This is a genomic window from Blautia sp. AF34-10 (assembly GCF_003477865.1).
GTDB classification, from domain to species: domain Bacteria; phylum Bacillota; class Clostridia; order Lachnospirales; family Lachnospiraceae; genus Fusicatenibacter; species Fusicatenibacter saccharivorans.
Genome location: NZ_QUED01000010.1, coordinates 82603 through 98221 on the forward strand (window position 1 = coordinate 82603; position 15619 = coordinate 98221).

Below are 15619 nucleotides of genomic sequence, written 5' to 3' on the forward strand. Positions count from 1 at the left end.
ACTACCTCTCCTTTCCATCTGAAACAGAGAAAAGCTCTCTCAATTTCGGAAGGGCCTCCATTGTAACTGATACGTCATCGGGCATTTCGCCTTCGTCAAAATGCAAGACACGAGAACAGGTACGGCAGACAAACTCAAAATCATGGGTGACAATGAAAATGACTTTTCCCATATCGGATAATCGCCGGATCAGTCCCGCCACCTGCGTCATACTGTCAAAGTCAAGACCGCTGGTCGGTTCATCAAATACAAGCAAGTCTTTCCCACAAATCATGCTGACAGCTACTGCTACTCGTTGCTTTTGACCGCCGGAAAGCGTGTTTGGATGGCGCTCCCGGTATGGGGTAAGGCCCAATTCCTCCAAAGTTGCATTTACCAGTGTTTGATCTGGATTGCGTATACCAAAGGAACACTCTGCCTCCACGCTGTCAGCGAAAAGTTCATAATTCACATCCTGCATAACCATGTAGGAGCGTTTTAGCCTTTCCTTACGCTCAATCGGCTTTCTTTCCCACAAGAATTGTCCATCACAGTCTTTGTGAAGCCCACAGAGAGCGCGGGAAAATGTAGTTTTTCCAGCTCCGTTATGTCCAACTACGCCAATCACTTCGCCCTTTCCGGCGGATAGTCCAATGTCATGCAAAATGGTTTGCTTCTTGTAACGGAGCGTCACATTCCGCAATTCCAATACAGGGGTAGGCGCAGGCAAGTGGGTTTTTGGTGGGAATACCGCCTGTAGATCAACAGCCCGCAGCCCCATGTGTTCACGGTCAGGTTCAGATAGCTGCCGAAATTCTTCCGGGGTGTATATTCCTTTGATTTCTCCTTTTTCCAGATAAACAATTCGGTCAGCCAACTCCGTCAGGTAGTACAGACGATGTTCCGCTATCAAAATTGTTTTGCCCTGTTTTTTTATCAGCCGCAAATGTTCCTTTAGTTCCTGGATCGAAGTCATATCCAGATTAGATGATGGTTCATCCAGTAGATAAATCTGTGGGTTCATGGCATAAACAGAAGCAAAGGCGATTTTCTGCTTTTCTCCGCCGGACAACTCAAAAATATTCCTGTTCCGTAGCTTTTGAATACGCAAATCTTCAGTTGTCTGCTCTACTCGCTCAGCCAATTTCTTAGGAGGGCGAGCTTCATTTTCAATTCCAAAGGCAATCTCGCTGTCTGTATCAACATTGAAAAACTGCGTCCGTGGATTTTGGAAAACGGAGCCAACTTTAGCGGCAATCTGATACATAGGGATATTGCTGATTTCCTGACCATCTACCAGCACACGGCCATGAAGCTCTCCCTGATAAAACTGAGGGATCAGGCCATTCACCAGCCTTGTAATCGTTGTTTTTCCGCACCCGCTGCGGCCACAGAACAGGACGCATTCTCCGTCCGAAATTTTCAAATTGATGTCATGCAGCCCACCATGTTCCTGCCCCGTATAGGAAAACGATACATTTTCAAACTCAATCAACCAATCACACCTCCCCGCACACATAATTCAAAAATCAGATAAGCTACGGCAACGGCCATAACACCCCAATCGGCAACTCCGCATTTTATCTGGACAAGACAGGTGCGTGGATTGGGATTTTCAATTCCACGAGTGACAGAAGCAACAGAAAGATCATCCGCTGCTTTTGAAGCTGCCATCAACAAAGGCACATAAATACACTCAACCGTCATGCCCGGATGTGCTAAAAAGCCCGCCAGAGAAGGTGAAACATCTCTCATCCGCATAGCGTCCTTGATATATCGCCAGTCCTCTTGAATAGTTGGAATGTACCGCAGCATAACTGCCATAGGAATTACTAACTTTTTGGGTGCGTGGACACGGTTCATAGCAGACAGGAACTCATTGACTTTTGTAGTAGTCAGAACAATCCCAGCCAAGGTTCCGCACGCATAGACCTTATGAAACAATCCTAAAAAGGCAATAAACATTGTCCGCAGCGTGCCTGTCATTTCTGCCATGATCCAAACTGTCAGGACACAGATGACCGCATAAAAGCATACAGCCTTAATGACATATTTCCACTTTCCAAAGAAAGCACCCAATATCGCAATCAGCATAACAAGGACAAATTGATATGCAAGTGAAGGAGCGAACATGGACGATAAAACACATATAAGAATAAGAAAGAGCTTGGCCCGTGGGTCGAGCCAAAGCCCTTTCTTGTGGCGTTTACCGCTCATTCTGTAATACCTGCTTTTTCAAACTGCTTTTTCAGCATTTTGCAGCCTACAAAAGCGCTGATTGCAGATGTAATGATAACAGCAGCGAACATGGCAATCAGGATGCCGGTATTTGCAGTTGCCTGCATGGTGTCGATGTAGCTCTGTTCGGTTCCATTACCCAGCATGGTCTGCGCCCAGCCGTTGGGATCAACAAAGAACACGATATATGAACCAGTGCCACCGAGAGAGAACAGGATATAAGACAGGCTGTTGAGTTTTTTGCTTTTGTACTGCCCTGCACCAGCAACAAAGTCCGCGACAATCGCCATGATCAGATAGCCCAATGCAAAAGCCCAGTGCATACCGGTCACGAACCAAATAATACCCATGATAACGCCCATTATAGAAAGGCTCCAACGCTTATGTACTTTTGCAATCAGCAAAAGATAAATGGGGCCAGCAAGCAGCCCACCTCCTGCCGGCATGAAAAAAGTAAGTACAGGATTCGTTGCAAAAAAGACACCGCCCACCAATACAAAAACAAATAACAGTGCAGTAAAAATACCTGTTGTTACAAGGTCTTTCACTGTCAGACCTTTGTTCATAGAATTTACTTGATTACTCATTTTGACCTCCTACCTTTCATTGTCTTGACTCGACAAGTGGTTTGTGATATTCTTCGGTTAGATAGTTCTAACCACTGTCTAATACAATACGCATTTATCGAACAACATTCAATAGGCCCCGGCGATGTTCGTCTGTTCCTTTCAAAAGTTCGTCTAATCGTTGCAAAAAGGAGGCGGTCTGTTTTCATGTCTGAAATTATTGACCAGTTTTATACACCGTTGCTGATTGAACACGGTTTTATCCATGACCCAGACAACCAGCAATATGGGGCATTAGGTGACTGCTGGAAACTTTCTCCCGAAGTTGGAGAAGGCTCCTACTGGACTTATGGACAGAAAGACCTATATGATATTAAAATCCACAACTTTTCCTTCCACGAAGATTTCATGTTGGAATGTTCCCTGCCGGAATGTCTGAGTATCACTCGGTATGACTCTATTTCCGGGGAGGAATTATCTCCATACCGTAGGCTGTCTGCCGGTTGTATCAAAACATTTATTGGAGGCTACGCTCCATACAAGGCTTTGATACATAAAAATATTCCAATCCGTTCGGTTGGGATTGAGATTGCACCGGCATATTATGAGGACTACCTGAAAAAATGTACCCAGAGGCACAGATCAATCCTGTGGATGCATTTCGGAAGATCGACCAAACTTCCGACTTTCCAGAAATGTCACGGTTACTCACAGAAATCAAAGACTATCGCGGGGAAGGGATTGCCGCAAAACTTTTTTATGAGGGTAAAGTCGCAGAAGCTGTTTCAATGGTGGTGGAATATCAGAAGAAGCATCCTGATAAACCAGCCCATAAGCTCTCTCAACAGGATATAGAAAATCTCCAAATAGTTGCCGCTTATCTTAGCGACCACTATGCTTTTGATATTCCCCTAGAGCGGCTAACACAGATTGCCTGTATGGGAACGACAAAGCTCAAAAGCTGTTTTAAGAAATACTACGACTGCACCATCACGGAATATGTTCAACAGCGGCGCATGAGCCAAGCAGAATATCTGCTGGCATATACAGAGCTGACAGTCGGACAAGTTGCCCAAACAGTAGGCTATTCCACTTCAAGCCGATTTGCAGAATTATTCCGAAAAAGCACTGGATTGTTACCATTAGAGTACAGAAAAAACGCACAACGAAAGTAAAATGAGCGCCAGAGTTTACTCTGGCGCTCGTCTGATTTTGTGCTGAATTATAAAATGTAGACAAGAAACATATAGCATCATTCCATGTGCAAACTATGAAATATAGAATGTATATGGGTGATGTTGAATGGCAAAAGTTAAAGACTGCCCTGGCTTTGAAACCTTCGGTGCGGATGTAAAAGAAGCACGGAAGGCGAAGAACCTTGCACGAAAAGATTTAGCCGAAAAGGTGAACATTGATACCAGGTATCTTGCCAACATCGAAAATGAGGGCACGATCCCCAGCCTGCCGGTCATCATTCAGCTTGTAAGAATCTGCGGTCTGCCGATGGAGCGGTATTTCAATCCAGAGGTTATGCGGGAGGAAAGCGAGCTGCGTCAGCGGGTCGGACAGAAGTTAAAGCTCTGCCCGGAACAGTATTTACCTATCGTGGAAGGTGCCATTGACGGGGCCTTAAAAATTGAAAAGCCGAATGAAGAAACGGAGGGTGTCTGAACATCCTCTGTTTTTCTTATTTTGCGGGCATTTTGGGGCTTCCGCAACGCTTTATAAGTAGGGATAAGATACGGTAGCAAGCACAGCAAGCGAGTACCCGCTTGCGAATTTTGAGATTTTCAGGTCCCTTACCCGAAAATTCAAAATTGCTTGTTGGGATAGTCCCAAACCCTTATAAAGAACGGAGGCGGCGCATGGCAAACCGAAAGCGAAATATTCAAATAAAATTCTATGTCACGGAGGACGAAAAACGGCTCATAGACGAAAAAATGAGCCAGTTACCCACACGCAGATATGGCGCTTACCTCCGCAAGATGGCGATTGACGGATATATCATCTATACGGACACCGCAGATATCAAGGCATTTACCAAAGAGCTTTCCGCCATTGGTCGGAATATCAACCAGATTGCCAAGCGGATCAACGCCGGAGGTCCTGCGTATCAGGCCGACATGGACGAGATACGGGAAAGGCTGGATGAGATATGGCAGTTACAAAGACACATCCTATCAAGTCAACGCTGAAAGCCGCCATTGACTATATCTGTAACCCGGAAAAGACGGACGGAAAGCTGCTTGTTTCTTCCTATGGCTGTGCCGCCGAAACTGCGGATATCGAATTTTCCTGGACCCGCCGCCATGCCATCGACAAGGGAACGAACCTGGGCCGTCACCTGATCCAAGCCTTTCAGCCTGGGGAGGTTACGCCGGAACAGGCCCATGAGATCGGCATGGAGCTTGCAAAAGAAATCCTGGGCGGCAAGTATGAATTTGTACTTACCACCCATATAGACAAAGATCATGTTCATAACCACCTGATTTTCAATGCGGTCAGCTTTGCGGATCACAAGCACTATCATTCCAACAAGCGGAGTTATCACTATATCCGCCGCACCTCCGACCGGCTTTGCAAGGAACACGGTCTGTCTGTCATCATCCCCGGACAGGACAAGGGCAAGAGCTATATTGAACATCAGGCTGCACAGAACGGCACCAGCTATAAGGCAAAGTTGAAAGCTGCCATTGACCGGCTTCTGCCAGCCTGTTCCGATTTAGAAGAACTGCTTCGTCGCCTGCAGAGAGAAGGCTATGAGATCAAGCGGGGCAAATATATCTCCGCCAGAGCGCCGGATCAGGAACGATTCACCCGTCTGAAAACCCTGGGTGTGGACTACACCGAAGAAGCCCTTGCCGCCCGGATTGCCGGACGTTCCAGACCTTCCCGCCAGCCGAAACAGCGAAACGGAAAGATCAGCCTGCTCATTGATATCCAGAACAACATCAAGGCACAGCAGAGTGCAGGCTTCACCCATTGGGCGAAGCTGAACAATCTGAAACAGGCCGCCAAGACCATGAATTTCCTGACGGAACACGGGATAAGCAGTTATGGAGAACTGGAAAGCAAATTGACCGCAGTATCCGCACGCAGGGATACCGCTCATGCAGAGATCAAGCGGATAGAAAGCAGAAGTGCCGAACTTGCCCTTGTGATGAAGCATGCCGGAACTTACCGTCAGCTAAAGCCGCTTTATGACCGATACCGCAAATCAAATGACAAAGAAAAGTTTCTGCGGGGGCATGAGAGCGAGATCATCCTTTTTGAAGCGGCCGCCAGAGAATTGAAACGGCTGGGGGCTGTGCTGCTGCCGACAACGGAAAGTATGAAAACGGAGCTTGCTAATCTCAACGCAGAAAAGGAACGGCTCCTCGCTGAATACAAAGCCGCAAGAACCGAAGCCCAGGAATACGATACCGTCAAGCAGAATGTGGATGCGCTGCTGGCCGTTCCAAAGGAACAGAAACAACAGCGGCGGCATGAACTTGAATAATTTTCTCTGAAAGACGCTGGGCGTAGCTCCCGGCATCCTGTATAATGGAACTGCGGAAGGAGGTTTTACCGATGACAAGAAGCGAAGCAATCAAAGCATTTTTCTTCAAAAGTGTACTGCCCGTAATCGTGGCGCTGATCCTGTATTGTATTTTCAAATCCGCCTGCATGAAGAACGGAGAGCTTGACTATGTATGGCTCTGGATACTCTGCGGGCTGCCGTTTGGCCTCCATCGGATGTGCCTCTGGATCGTGCCGGGCGGCGGCTCCCTGGGTGGAGGGATCGCCCTGTTCGCGTTGAACTTTATTATCGGCGGCGTGATAGGCGGTTTCGTTCTGGCATGGCGGTTGATTGTGGCGGTATGGTATGTGCCACTGACAATATACCGGCTGATTATTGGTTGATTTTCTTGCGTCATGGAAATATGGAAAACTGCCGCTCGTGCTGATGGAAAAGCCATTCACAACCTGATGGAAAAAGACAAGCCTTTTCCACAGGTCTGCAAACAACTTTCCCACAGCCTCGCAATTCTGGCAGTTTACGCACATTCCCACAACGCCTACTACGGCGGCTATCCATCCTTTCCTATCCAATCCTAAAAAAATACTATGGAAATCCTTCTCTAACTGAGGTACAGTTTGTACCCCTGTTCAAATAATTTGATTAAAAAGAAAAAGCGGGAGTACAGCCGATCGGACGAACCGAAAAGCTGTACTCCCGTTTTGCGTGACAGAAAGTGTTTGAAATCAAGCATTTTTTTCATGTGCCAGCAAGCAGACCGACACATGAGAAATCATAAAGGCTCCCTTTGAAAATACGGATACAGGGAATTATTCTGCGGTTTTTCCACCCTTATCTTCACAAATTTTAGATCGTTTGGAACTGTAATGCGGACAAGCGACCAGACACGCCCGGAAACTCTGCTTGCAGCCGTGAACACATTTTTTACAGATATGGTTATACTGCCGCCTGCCGTTGTCACCCAGGAAGAACGCCCATTCCAACCGCCATTTCTTGCTTCGGCTCATAGGCAGTCATGCTCCGGCACATCACGACCGGGCTTCTTGCCCTCCTGGGGTTTATGCTCGGCACATTCCCGTTTGGCGTCCTCCAACCGCTCACGGATGGAAGGCTTCTCCGGCGTCGTCCGCTCTGCGTACCCCTGGCTTTTTCCAATTCCTCGCCGCGTCTGCCGTTGTTGATAACGCCATCGATCATGCCGTAGTCATCCTCCAACGTCATTTCCGCTGTGCGGAGAGGATTGTCCTTCTCCGGCTGCTCCGCTGCCACGGCAAAGGCCCGTGTGCCGTTTCCCATGATAAGATACTTTCCATCATCGGAAATATGGTGGACACCGTAACCGGCCGCCTCCATCTGCTCCCGGCTCATAGCCGTCACCTGAAAGCTTCCCCTCGGTGTCTGTACACGTTCGCCAGTTTCAAAACGGTCTGGCAGATAAGTGAGGTCTTGCTTCTCTGCCGGGACAGGGAGAACAACGATATTGCCATTGATCTGCATAAATCGTTCCGGCGTTTTGAACTGTTCCGTGTATTTCTGAATCAGTTCCGGGGACAGGGACGCGAAATCTTCCTCACCAAGTCCAACCACCAGGAAAGTCCCTGCTACGATATCATAAATTTCTCCATTTTCATCCCGCAGCCCACGGTTCAGATCAAGCCCGATGAGCTTGCCTTCATCATTGCAGACCAGCGCCACCGGGTCAGAATAAGGATAAGTCGCTCCAATATCACCGCCAACCTCTGCCTGCAGGGAATGAAGGTCGGGGTCGATCTCCTTCACATAGGGTTCCTTCATAGGCTCCACTACAAGCACAGTCATCTTTTCCGAGGCAACCTTCTCCGCAGCGGACAGCATTTCATCCACATGGGACTTCTCCGGGTCCTCCAAAGCTGCCTTGACCTCCGCCGGGTCAAAATCAAGAAATTCCTCATAGCCCGTGGCATCCTTGAATTTTTCGATTTCCGAAGGAAGATAGTCCTCCTGCGTCTGCCCCAGTGCCGCCAGCTTTTCATCCAGTGCGGAAATGCGTCCGGCCATCAGATTTTCGTAAAGTTCTTCTTTTGCGGCGTGTGCCTCCGGGTGCTCCGCTGCATACTGCGGATCATTCTGACGGAAAAATTCGTCCATGTCAAAGGCAATATCCATAGCCCACTCGGATTTTTCTTCTTCGGGAAGATCGTCCTGGAAGGTCATCACCCGGTACTCGTCGGGGATACTGCCGCGCTCACCGTCGTAATACTCATGGAACTGTCACCCGTATCACGCACATAGCCCTGATCCGTGAAGGTGCCGTTTTCCTCCAACGCAACGTCCCGGCCGTAGGCCTCATAGTCGATGTAATTCTGCAAATGCTCTGGCACCTGCATAACGTCCAGTTCTTCGATGTAATAGCGGCCCAGATCGTCATAGTCATGGATATCGGGGTAAACCTCATAGCAATCCAGATTCTCGGTGAGGTTGATGATCTCCTGCAGGCTGCCGCAATGGTCGCCCATTTCCATACCGGCCTGAAACTGTGCGTATTCGCTTTCGCTCATTTCATCCAGCTTCGACGCCAGATAATTCAGCTCGTCCAGATTTTCATATTCACCCAGCTTACTGTAAAGACCGTCCACATAGCAGTCATAGTCCGTGATGAACCATTCCTCATAGGGCTGGCCGAAGTCATCCTTCTGGCCGATCCCGATCCGCTTAAACACTTCCTTCAATTCCTCGGCGGTGGTGGGAAACTTCACCCACTCGCCCACAAGCTCGCCCTCATTGTACTTCCCAAGATTGGTGATAAAGGCGGCAAAGGGATAATCCTTGTCGTGATCGTAATATGGCATATCAGCACCTCCTTACAGTTCCGGCGCAGATTTTTCCTTGTGTGGCTGCGCCTTGTTTTTCTCCGCACATTCCTTCTTGCCCTGTTCCAGCCGTTCCCGGATGGAGGGCTTTTTCTCCGGCTCCGCAGGGCGTTCATGGTTCCACTCGTCGCCGGAGAGAGAAATATATCCGTGTTTCGTAAAATGGCCCTGTTCCTCCTGCATGGCGTACTTGCCAAACGGAACAGGGTCGATCGCTTTCAAAAGTTCCGAGGGTAACGGCGTATCCATGTGCTGTGCTAGATACCTCCAGCCCAGATCGTTCAGGTCGTGGATGTTTGGCTCAAATACGAAATAGTCGATGTTGGCCGCAAACTCCTTGAACTGCTCCAGCGCTGTCAGCTTGAAAGGCGATGCCTGCACCGCCGCCAGCACCTCCCGGTCCTCCGGGGAGAGGGCAGCCACCGCCGCCCTCACTTCGGGTAAATGTTCCAAAGTCTTATTTTCTGCCATTGACACCTTCCTTTCTTTTCGGAAATTCCAGTTTGAAGTTGATGTATTTGCCACCCATGTCATCCAGGATCACCGCAGCGTCATAAGCAGCCTGTTTCTTTTCAGACCACATTCCCTTGACATTGGTACGTCCCTTTTTCAGAAGGTCCGCTGCCATCTTCTTTGTCAGCTCTTTCTTGCGGCTCGTCCAGAAGCGGTCATTTTTCCAGAGCACGAAATCGCAGGACCGGTCCGAACACGCAAAATTCTTTTTACCTTCATAGATCGGCTGGCCGCAGCGGGGGCAGGTACCGATCACTTCCTTCTCCGGGGCAAACAGCTTTTTGCCGTCCTCGGAAATGCAGGAATAGGTAGAAACAATCTCTTGAACCATCGTGCGGATACCGGCCATGAAGGTATCCGGGTCAGCGCCGTTCTTTGCAATCTCCGTCAATTTCTGTTCCCATTCCGCTGTCAGCATGGGAGAGGTCAGCGGCTCCGGCAGGACCGTGACAAGGTTGATACCGGCTTTTGTGGGGATCAGGCTCTTGCCCTTGCGCTCCACAAATCCGGCTGCCACCAGCTTTTCGATGATGGCCGCCCTGGTCGCAGGTGTGCCAAGACCTTTTCGTTCCGCCTCGTCTGGAATACCATCCTTGCCTGCGTTCTCCATAGCGGACAGGAGGGTATCTTCCGTGTAGGGCTTCGGCGGCTGGGTGAAATGCTCGGTGACGGAAACCTCCACATCGTCAAAAGTCTGCCCTTTGGTAAAATCGGGCAGTTCACTGTCGTTTTCACCTTTCGGCTTTTCTTTCAGAGAGAAACGGAAAATGTGGTCAATTTCCCGCCAGCCTTCGGCAAGGATGCGCTTGCCCTTTGCGGTGAAGGAATGGCCGCCGCAGTCAAAAGTTGCTGTGACCGCCTCGTATTCGTAAGGACTTGCCGACGCACACAGCAGCTTGCAGCAGACCAGCAGCAGAAGGTTCCGTTCACCAACGGGGAGCAATTTCAAATCCGCTTTTTCAATCTCCATCGTGGGAATAATGGCGTGATGGTCGGATACGTCCTTGTCGGAAATCATGGCCTCCACCAGCGGAAAGAAGTTGCCGCAGCCATCAAAGGGCGGCAGCTTTGCCGCCAGGTGGATCACGCAGGAAGCCGTTTCTGCCATGTCGGAGGTCAGATACCGGCTGTCCGTGCGGGGATAGGTCAGCAGCTTCTTTTCGTAGAGGCTCTGGGCGTAGTCAAGGGTCTGCTTCGCCGTGTATCCGAACAGGCGGTTTGCCTCACGCTGCAAGGTGGTAAGGTCATAGAGCTTCGGAGGCTGTTCTTTTTTCTGCTCTTTCGTGACAGAGGTACAGGTGACGGCCGCACCCTTGCACATGGCCGCTGCCTGTTCCGCCTCTGCCGGATCGGTGAATTTCTCCGACACTGCTTCGGCTCCATCCAGCGTCAGGCGCAGCAGATGATATTTTTCTTTGTGGAACAGCGTGATCTTCGCGTCACGCTCCGCCAGCATTGCCAGCGTAGGCGTCTGCACACGACCCACATTCAAGGTACGGTGATAGAGAACGGAAAACAACCGCGTGGCGTTGATCCCCACCAGCCAATCCGCTTTCTGGCGGCAGAGTGCTGATTGATATAGGGCTTCATAATCGGCACCGGGGCGCAGATCAGAAAATCCCTCCCGGATGGCGCTGTCCTCCATCGAGGAAATCCAAAGGCGAAGGATCGGTTTGTGGCAATCCGCCATTTGATACACCAGACGGAAGATCAGCTCGCCTTCGCGCCCGGCGTCACAGGCATTGACGATGGTATCCACGTCGGGGCGGTCCATCAGGGCACAGAGATTTTCAAAGGTGTCCTCCTTGCCCGGTGCCAGCACATAGCGGAACGGCTCCGGCAGAATTGGAAGATCATCATAGCGCCATTTCTTGAAACGCTCGTCATAGCCGCCCGCATCCATTGGGGATACCAGGTGCCCCACGCACCAGGATACGAGAAGGCCGTTGCCCTCATAAAAGCCATCGGCCCTGGATGAAGCACCCAGGGCGACGCGATAGATTTTGCCACACTCGGTTTTTCTGCGATAATCAGTTTACTCATTCTTTTCCTCCGTTTCCTCGTCCTCGGTCAGATATTCTTCTTCATCCTCCAGGTCGAAATCATCCAGATCAGCGGGAACTTTCTTTCCCTGCTTCGGTTTCAGCACCAGGAAATAGACCGCCGCACCACCTCCGGCTGCAAGGATCAGCAGCACTGCCAGGAGCGCCCCGGCATTGCTTTTCTTTTCAGGCTCCGGATTGTCTGGCTCGGTGGGCTCTGCGGCTTTCTGCTCTGTGCCAATACATTCACTAAGGTTTTTTACGCAGACCGGGCAAGTGGTATTGACCGCTCCGGCCTGGCACTTCTCTGTACAGGTGCAGACAATAGGTGTTTCCACCTTTTCTCCATCTTCCGTGAGCGCCATGAGGTCGGCTTCATCCACCTGGTTCAGAAAATGTACGGTTTCCTCGCCCTCATCGTCACGGTCGATAATGAGATAGAACACATTGCCGTTCTTCGTTTCTACTGTAATAAACTGCTTGCCGCTGGCGGCAGGGCTGCCGATATCGTCAATCAGCGACAGGTTCCCATCCGGCGTCAAAGCGGCACCGCCATTCAAACCGCCGCCCAGCATCCCCAGCAGATTTTCCAGCGTTTCCGCGTCCAGAGAGAAAGAGCCTTCCCCGGAGCCAGCCTTGCCGTCACTTACCGTCATGTAGCCGGAATAGACATAGCCGACTTTCTCCGGCAGGATGACCTTCAGCCAGTCGCCGTCCGTGCCAATCACCTTCACGGTCGTTCCGTTGGGAAGCTGGGTGAAGGCGGTGTAATCCATTCCAGCACCCGTGCGGACATTCAGATTGCCGCCGCCCGTGGTGACGGTGCCGGTCTGCCCGGAGTCATTTTCGCCGGAACTGAACTGGATACCATCCTCGGCGACGGATACCGTGACCTGGCTGCCTGCCAGAGCAGAAAGCAGATCAGAGACATCCCCAGCCGTTTCCTGTTCAGCCACGGACTCCGTGCTTTCCTCGCCGCCGCTGGCAAAGGCGGTGATAGAAAAAGCGGCAGTGCTGAGCACCACCGCCAAAAGAGCCGATACCATTTTTGTCATAAAGTTATGCTTCATCCTCATATCCCTCCGTTTCCTCATGCTCAGTGCTGGCCTCCTGCAGCATACCTTCCGGCAGGGAGATCATACCGCTGGCATAGGCTTTCAGGAAAGCGGTCAGCTCCTTGTTGTCCATCTTCACGGCTTTCACCATGCGGACGATTTCCAGATTTTCTTCCTCCGCAAGCTGAGCCTCCAGCGCACGAAGGCGTTTCTGCTGCTCTGCAATCTTTTCTTTGGTTTTCGCAATGTCATTGCGGATCTTCTGTGTCGTTGCCATAAATCAAATTACCTCCATATCGTTTTTTAGTTGTAGGGTGGTCGCCCGAAAGCGTAAAAGTGGGATTGCCAGTAGCTTGTGTTGATATCTGCATACTGAATGGGGTCGCCGCAGTGCAGCATTTTTCCACCGCCCACATAGATACCCACATGGGAAACGCCCGGCGTATCGTAAGTACCGACGAAAAAGATCAGGTCGCCGGGCCTTGCGTTGGCAGAGGATACCGGGGTGGAAATGTTGTAGAGCCCCTGGCTCCCAGCCTGCCCGTATTGCAGACACCGCTTTGCGTCAGCACCCAGGATACGAAGCCGGAGCAATCAAAAGAAGTGTTCGGATTGCTGCCACCCCAGACATAAGGATATCCGATGTACTTCTCCGCCTCGGTAATGAGCGCTGCAAAGGTTTCATCTTCCAGTGCGGAAGGCGGAATATCATAGGTGGTGGGCAGTTTGGTGTACTTGTCTACATAGCCGGAGCCAGGGAACAAATCTTCCCGGTTTCCCAGCGTTGCCATATAGACCGCATACAGGGAAAGTGTTTCTTCGTCCATGATGTAGACCGGCACATGGGAAAGGTCGAAGTTTTCCAGCTTCACATTGCAAATATAGTAGTTGTATGGTACTTCCACGTCATAGTCGTTTCCTTCGCTGTCTGTCCGTGTCTCCGTCCGATAGCGCACCTCCACTTCCACGGTCTGCGTCAGGATGTACTGCTTTTCAAAGAGCATTTGCAGTTCCTCCTGAACCTCATTGATGGTAAACACCCCTTCATGGAACGCCGTGAGAATGGAGATCAGCACATAAGGATCATGCTCGATCTCGTCCAGGTCAAAACGGTATTCGTCATATCCGGGGTGCAGAGCCTCATAGTGGCTCAGCTCATATTGAAGTTCCTGCTCCAACTCGCAGTAGGCCGCCTCCGCAGCCAGCATATCCGCATCCTCGGAGAGATAAGAGGAAGTAAATACACCGCCCACACCGGAGCCTGCCATCATAGAACAGGAAGATACCCCGCCAAACAGCAGAGCAACACAGGCACCAATGCCGATCACCAACAGCACCGCCCGGCTATGGTGCTTGATGTAGAGGAAAGTTTCCTTGAAGGCGTCCTTTGCTTTCTGTGCCGCACTTTTCGCCGTGGCCGCTGTGTTCTTTGCGGTTTTCTCTGCCTGTCGCAGCTCCTTTGCATAGTTCCGCTTGATCCGCTGTTTCTGCAGAAAGCGGGATACCGGGTTAGAAGCTGCCAATGCAGGATCATCATGCAGTGCCTTTTGGTAAAGGTAGTCGGCGTTTGCCTTAAAAGAAGCCTGCTCTGCCTTCGCCGCGTCACGCCATGGCTTTGTGCGGTGATGGTGGACGGCGGCACGGACTTTGCCTTTTCCGTAGGCAAGCCCGCGCTCTGTCAGCACCTCGCCCTTGTGTCCGGCCTCCACACCCACATTTTCCTGCTCTACCTCATGCACCTTCGCATGGGCGGCGTGGACGATCTCATGGACCGGTCGGGAAAGCGGATTGTGCCGCAAGTGTCCGTTGGAGCGTTTCTCCACTTCTTCAAAGTGAAGTTGTATTTTGCCTTTTCCGGCTGTCTCGTCAAAAACACGCTCGGTACGGAGAACTTTCTTTGTGGGGATAGCGGCCTTTGCCGCGTCCAGCCTGTCCGCCGCACGGTCGGAACGGTCGATGTACTTTCCAAGTGCGGGATCGGCACGTTCTTCTGCGGTGAATTGCAGACGGGAGGACGGGCACTGCCTTGCGGCAGAACCATCCCGCACCGCCTGGGTGTCAGCCTTTTCCGCCTTTCGTGCGCTTTTCTTCTCATGGTGTTCCGCCGCACGCAGGGCAAGGTCAGCCGCAGCGCCAGCGGATTCTTCCGAAGAAGCGGACAGTTCTACTTCCGGCTCCCGGCTGCCGATATGTTTCACCTCGCCTGTGGCAAGGTTTTCCGATACCGCACCGTCACGAGTCATTTTCTGCGTGATCTTATCGGTTGCTTTCAGTTCCCTCATAGGCAGTCACCTTCCTTTCCATAGGGGCAAAAGTCGCCGCAGGTGCCATTCTCGATCATGGCGATATAGCGGAAAATGGGATAGGCCTGGGGCGGGCAGACCGCATTTCCCAATGTTTTCAGCCGCAGCGCCCGGTCATCCATGCGCTCGGTCATGCGGGGGATTCCTTCCGGTTCGGCGGTCCAGAGGACACGTCCGTCCATCCCTTTCTGAACAATGGCTTTCACCTCCTTTTCCGCCTGGGCCTGCCGCTCCAAGGCTGCGTAGAAATTGTTTGTCTGGTAAGGCCGTTCCTTCGTCCGCAGGAACATACAGCGGATGACCTGTCCGGCCACCACCTCCAGGGGTTGACCATGCCGCTCATACATGGCAAGTAGAAAGAACGGGAGCATGACGATAATCATGCAGAACGCGGCGGCGCTGTTGCTGGCCGTGCGTCTGAGCAAAAAGAAAAGCGGTACTCCGATGAGTGCCGCCGCTCCGAAACATATAAGCTGCCGTTTGGTAAGTCCAAACAGCACTTTGGATTTTACTTTCGTCAAATCCTTTGGAATGGTTACATACGCCAATTTATC

12 protein-coding genes and 6 pseudogenes are annotated in these 15619 nt (G+C 51.0%); 6 read left to right on the forward strand and 12 right to left on the reverse strand.

Translation table 11 applies throughout. The features are described 5' to 3' along the window. Window position 1: 1 nt before the first annotated feature. Genes DWZ60_RS08105 through DWZ60_RS08115 form a run of 3 tightly spaced genes read right to left on the reverse strand, consistent with a single transcriptional unit; the run spans window position 2 to window position 2804 of the window. Entirely contained in the window at window positions 2–1474 is a 1473-nt protein-coding gene (locus DWZ60_RS08105; protein WP_118557516.1) for an ABC transporter ATP-binding protein, read from the reverse strand. After that, entirely contained in the window at window positions 1471–2196 is a 726-nt protein-coding gene (locus DWZ60_RS08110; RefSeq protein WP_015518390.1) for an energy-coupling factor transporter transmembrane component T, read from the reverse strand. Before DWZ60_RS08110 ends, DWZ60_RS08105 begins: the two co-directional genes overlap by 4 nt. Then, on the reverse strand, window positions 2193–2804 hold the full coding sequence (locus DWZ60_RS08115) for an MptD family putative ECF transporter S component (RefSeq protein ID WP_009272640.1): 612 nt from the start codon (window positions 2802–2804) through the stop codon (window positions 2193–2195). The genes DWZ60_RS08110 and DWZ60_RS08115 overlap by 4 nt, the downstream gene beginning before the upstream one ends. A 186-nt stretch (window positions 2805–2990) precedes the next feature. Between DWZ60_RS08115 and DWZ60_RS20730 the strand changes: the two are divergent. The 6 genes and pseudogenes from DWZ60_RS20730 to DWZ60_RS17605 all read left to right on the forward strand — a co-directional run bounded on the left by DWZ60_RS20730 (window position 2991) and on the right by DWZ60_RS17605 (window position 6881). Beyond that, window positions 2991–3958: pseudogene (locus DWZ60_RS20730) on the forward strand (helix-turn-helix transcriptional regulator). A gap of 127 nt (window positions 3959–4085) precedes the next feature. Then, window positions 4086–4454, forward strand: a complete 369-nt coding sequence (locus DWZ60_RS08125) for a helix-turn-helix transcriptional regulator (protein WP_117579787.1) — start codon at window positions 4086–4088, stop codon at window positions 4452–4454. Between the two features lie 194 nt (window positions 4455–4648). Further along, window positions 4649–4978, forward strand: a complete 330-nt coding sequence (locus tag DWZ60_RS08130) for a MobC family plasmid mobilization relaxosome protein (protein WP_021632164.1) — start codon at window positions 4649–4651, stop codon at window positions 4976–4978. After that, complete coding sequence (locus DWZ60_RS08135; RefSeq protein ID WP_119221486.1) at window positions 4939–6282, forward strand: relaxase/mobilization nuclease domain-containing protein; 1344 nt, start codon at window positions 4939–4941, stop codon at window positions 6280–6282. The genes DWZ60_RS08130 and DWZ60_RS08135 overlap by 40 nt, the downstream gene beginning before the upstream one ends. A gap of 71 nt (window positions 6283–6353) precedes the next feature. Continuing rightward, window positions 6354–6686 (forward strand): DUF6050 family protein, encoded by a 333-nt coding sequence (locus DWZ60_RS08140; RefSeq protein ID WP_119221487.1) that lies wholly within the window; start codon window positions 6354–6356, stop codon window positions 6684–6686. 12 nt (window positions 6687–6698) lie between these two features. Then, a complete protein-coding gene (locus tag DWZ60_RS17605; protein WP_207664420.1) occupies window positions 6699–6881 on the forward strand; it encodes a hypothetical protein in 183 nt (60 codons plus the stop codon). 571 nt (window positions 6882–7452) lie between these two features. On the opposite strand, the pseudogene DWZ60_RS21165 reads toward DWZ60_RS17605, so the two are convergent. The 9 genes and pseudogenes from DWZ60_RS21165 to DWZ60_RS08180 all read right to left on the reverse strand — a co-directional run. Then, a pseudogene (locus DWZ60_RS21165) lies at window positions 7453–7758 on the reverse strand (DUF4316 domain-containing protein); the annotation flags it as partial. A gap of 117 nt (window positions 7759–7875) precedes the next feature. Continuing rightward, a pseudogene (locus tag DWZ60_RS21170) lies at window positions 7876–8496 on the reverse strand (DUF3846 domain-containing protein); the annotation flags it as partial. After that, window positions 8496–9131 (reverse strand): antirestriction protein ArdA, encoded by a 636-nt coding sequence (locus DWZ60_RS19650; RefSeq protein WP_330422187.1) that lies wholly within the window; start codon window positions 9129–9131, stop codon window positions 8496–8498. The gene DWZ60_RS19650 and the pseudogene DWZ60_RS21170, both read right to left, overlap by 1 nt. 12 nt (window positions 9132–9143) lie before the next feature. Further along, on the reverse strand, window positions 9144–9623 hold the full coding sequence (locus DWZ60_RS08155) for a hypothetical protein (RefSeq protein ID WP_119221489.1): 480 nt from the start codon (window positions 9621–9623) through the stop codon (window positions 9144–9146). Then, window positions 9610–11708, reverse strand: a pseudogene (locus DWZ60_RS08160) (DNA topoisomerase 3). The gene DWZ60_RS08155 and the pseudogene DWZ60_RS08160 overlap by 14 nt, the downstream one beginning before the upstream one ends. After that, complete coding sequence (locus tag DWZ60_RS08165; protein ID WP_119221490.1) at window positions 11701–12777, reverse strand: CD1107 family mobile element protein; 1077 nt, start codon at window positions 12775–12777, stop codon at window positions 11701–11703. The pseudogene DWZ60_RS08160 and the gene DWZ60_RS08165 overlap by 8 nt, the downstream one beginning before the upstream one ends. Beyond that, the gene (locus DWZ60_RS08170; protein ID WP_119221491.1) at window positions 12767–13039 is read right to left on the reverse strand and encodes a DUF4315 family protein; all 273 of its coding nucleotides are present in this window, start codon (window positions 13037–13039) and stop codon (window positions 12767–12769) included. The genes DWZ60_RS08165 and DWZ60_RS08170 overlap by 11 nt, the downstream gene beginning before the upstream one ends. Before the next feature lie 26 nt (window positions 13040–13065). Further along, window positions 13066–15044: pseudogene (locus DWZ60_RS08175) on the reverse strand (CD1108 family mobile element protein). Window positions 15045–15250: 206 nt separating this feature from the next. Beyond that, a pseudogene (locus DWZ60_RS08180) lies at window positions 15251–15613 on the reverse strand (PrgI family protein); the annotation flags it as partial. Window positions 15614–15619 lie beyond the last annotated feature (6 nt).

Bases quoted from the DNA above. Each gene is read 5' to 3' on its own strand.
- DWZ60_RS08110 (WP_015518390.1), bottom strand. From the start codon at position 2,196: ATGAGCGGTAAACGCCACAAGAAAGGGCTTTGGCTCGACCCACGGGCC.
- DWZ60_RS08115 (WP_009272640.1), bottom strand. From the start codon at position 2,804: ATGAGTAATCAAGTAAATTCTATGAACAAAGGTCTGACAGTGAAAGAC.
- DWZ60_RS08125 (WP_117579787.1), top strand. From the start codon at position 4,086: ATGGCAAAAGTTAAAGACTGCCCTGGCTTTGAAACCTTCGGTGCGGAT.
- DWZ60_RS08130 (WP_021632164.1), top strand. From the start codon at position 4,649: ATGGCAAACCGAAAGCGAAATATTCAAATAAAATTCTATGTCACGGAG.
- DWZ60_RS08135 (WP_119221486.1), top strand. From the start codon at position 4,939: ATGGCAGTTACAAAGACACATCCTATCAAGTCAACGCTGAAAGCCGCC.
- DWZ60_RS08140 (WP_119221487.1), top strand. From the start codon at position 6,354: ATGACAAGAAGCGAAGCAATCAAAGCATTTTTCTTCAAAAGTGTACTG.
- DWZ60_RS17605 (WP_207664420.1), top strand. From the start codon at position 6,699: ATGGAAATATGGAAAACTGCCGCTCGTGCTGATGGAAAAGCCATTCAC.
- DWZ60_RS19650 (WP_330422187.1), bottom strand. From the start codon at position 9,131: ATGCCATATTACGATCACGACAAGGATTATCCCTTTGCCGCCTTTATC.
- DWZ60_RS08155 (WP_119221489.1), bottom strand. From the start codon at position 9,623: ATGGCAGAAAATAAGACTTTGGAACATTTACCCGAAGTGAGGGCGGCG.
- DWZ60_RS08165 (WP_119221490.1), bottom strand. From the start codon at position 12,777: ATGAAGCATAACTTTATGACAAAAATGGTATCGGCTCTTTTGGCGGTG.
- DWZ60_RS08170 (WP_119221491.1), bottom strand. From the start codon at position 13,039: ATGGCAACGACACAGAAGATCCGCAATGACATTGCGAAAACCAAAGAA.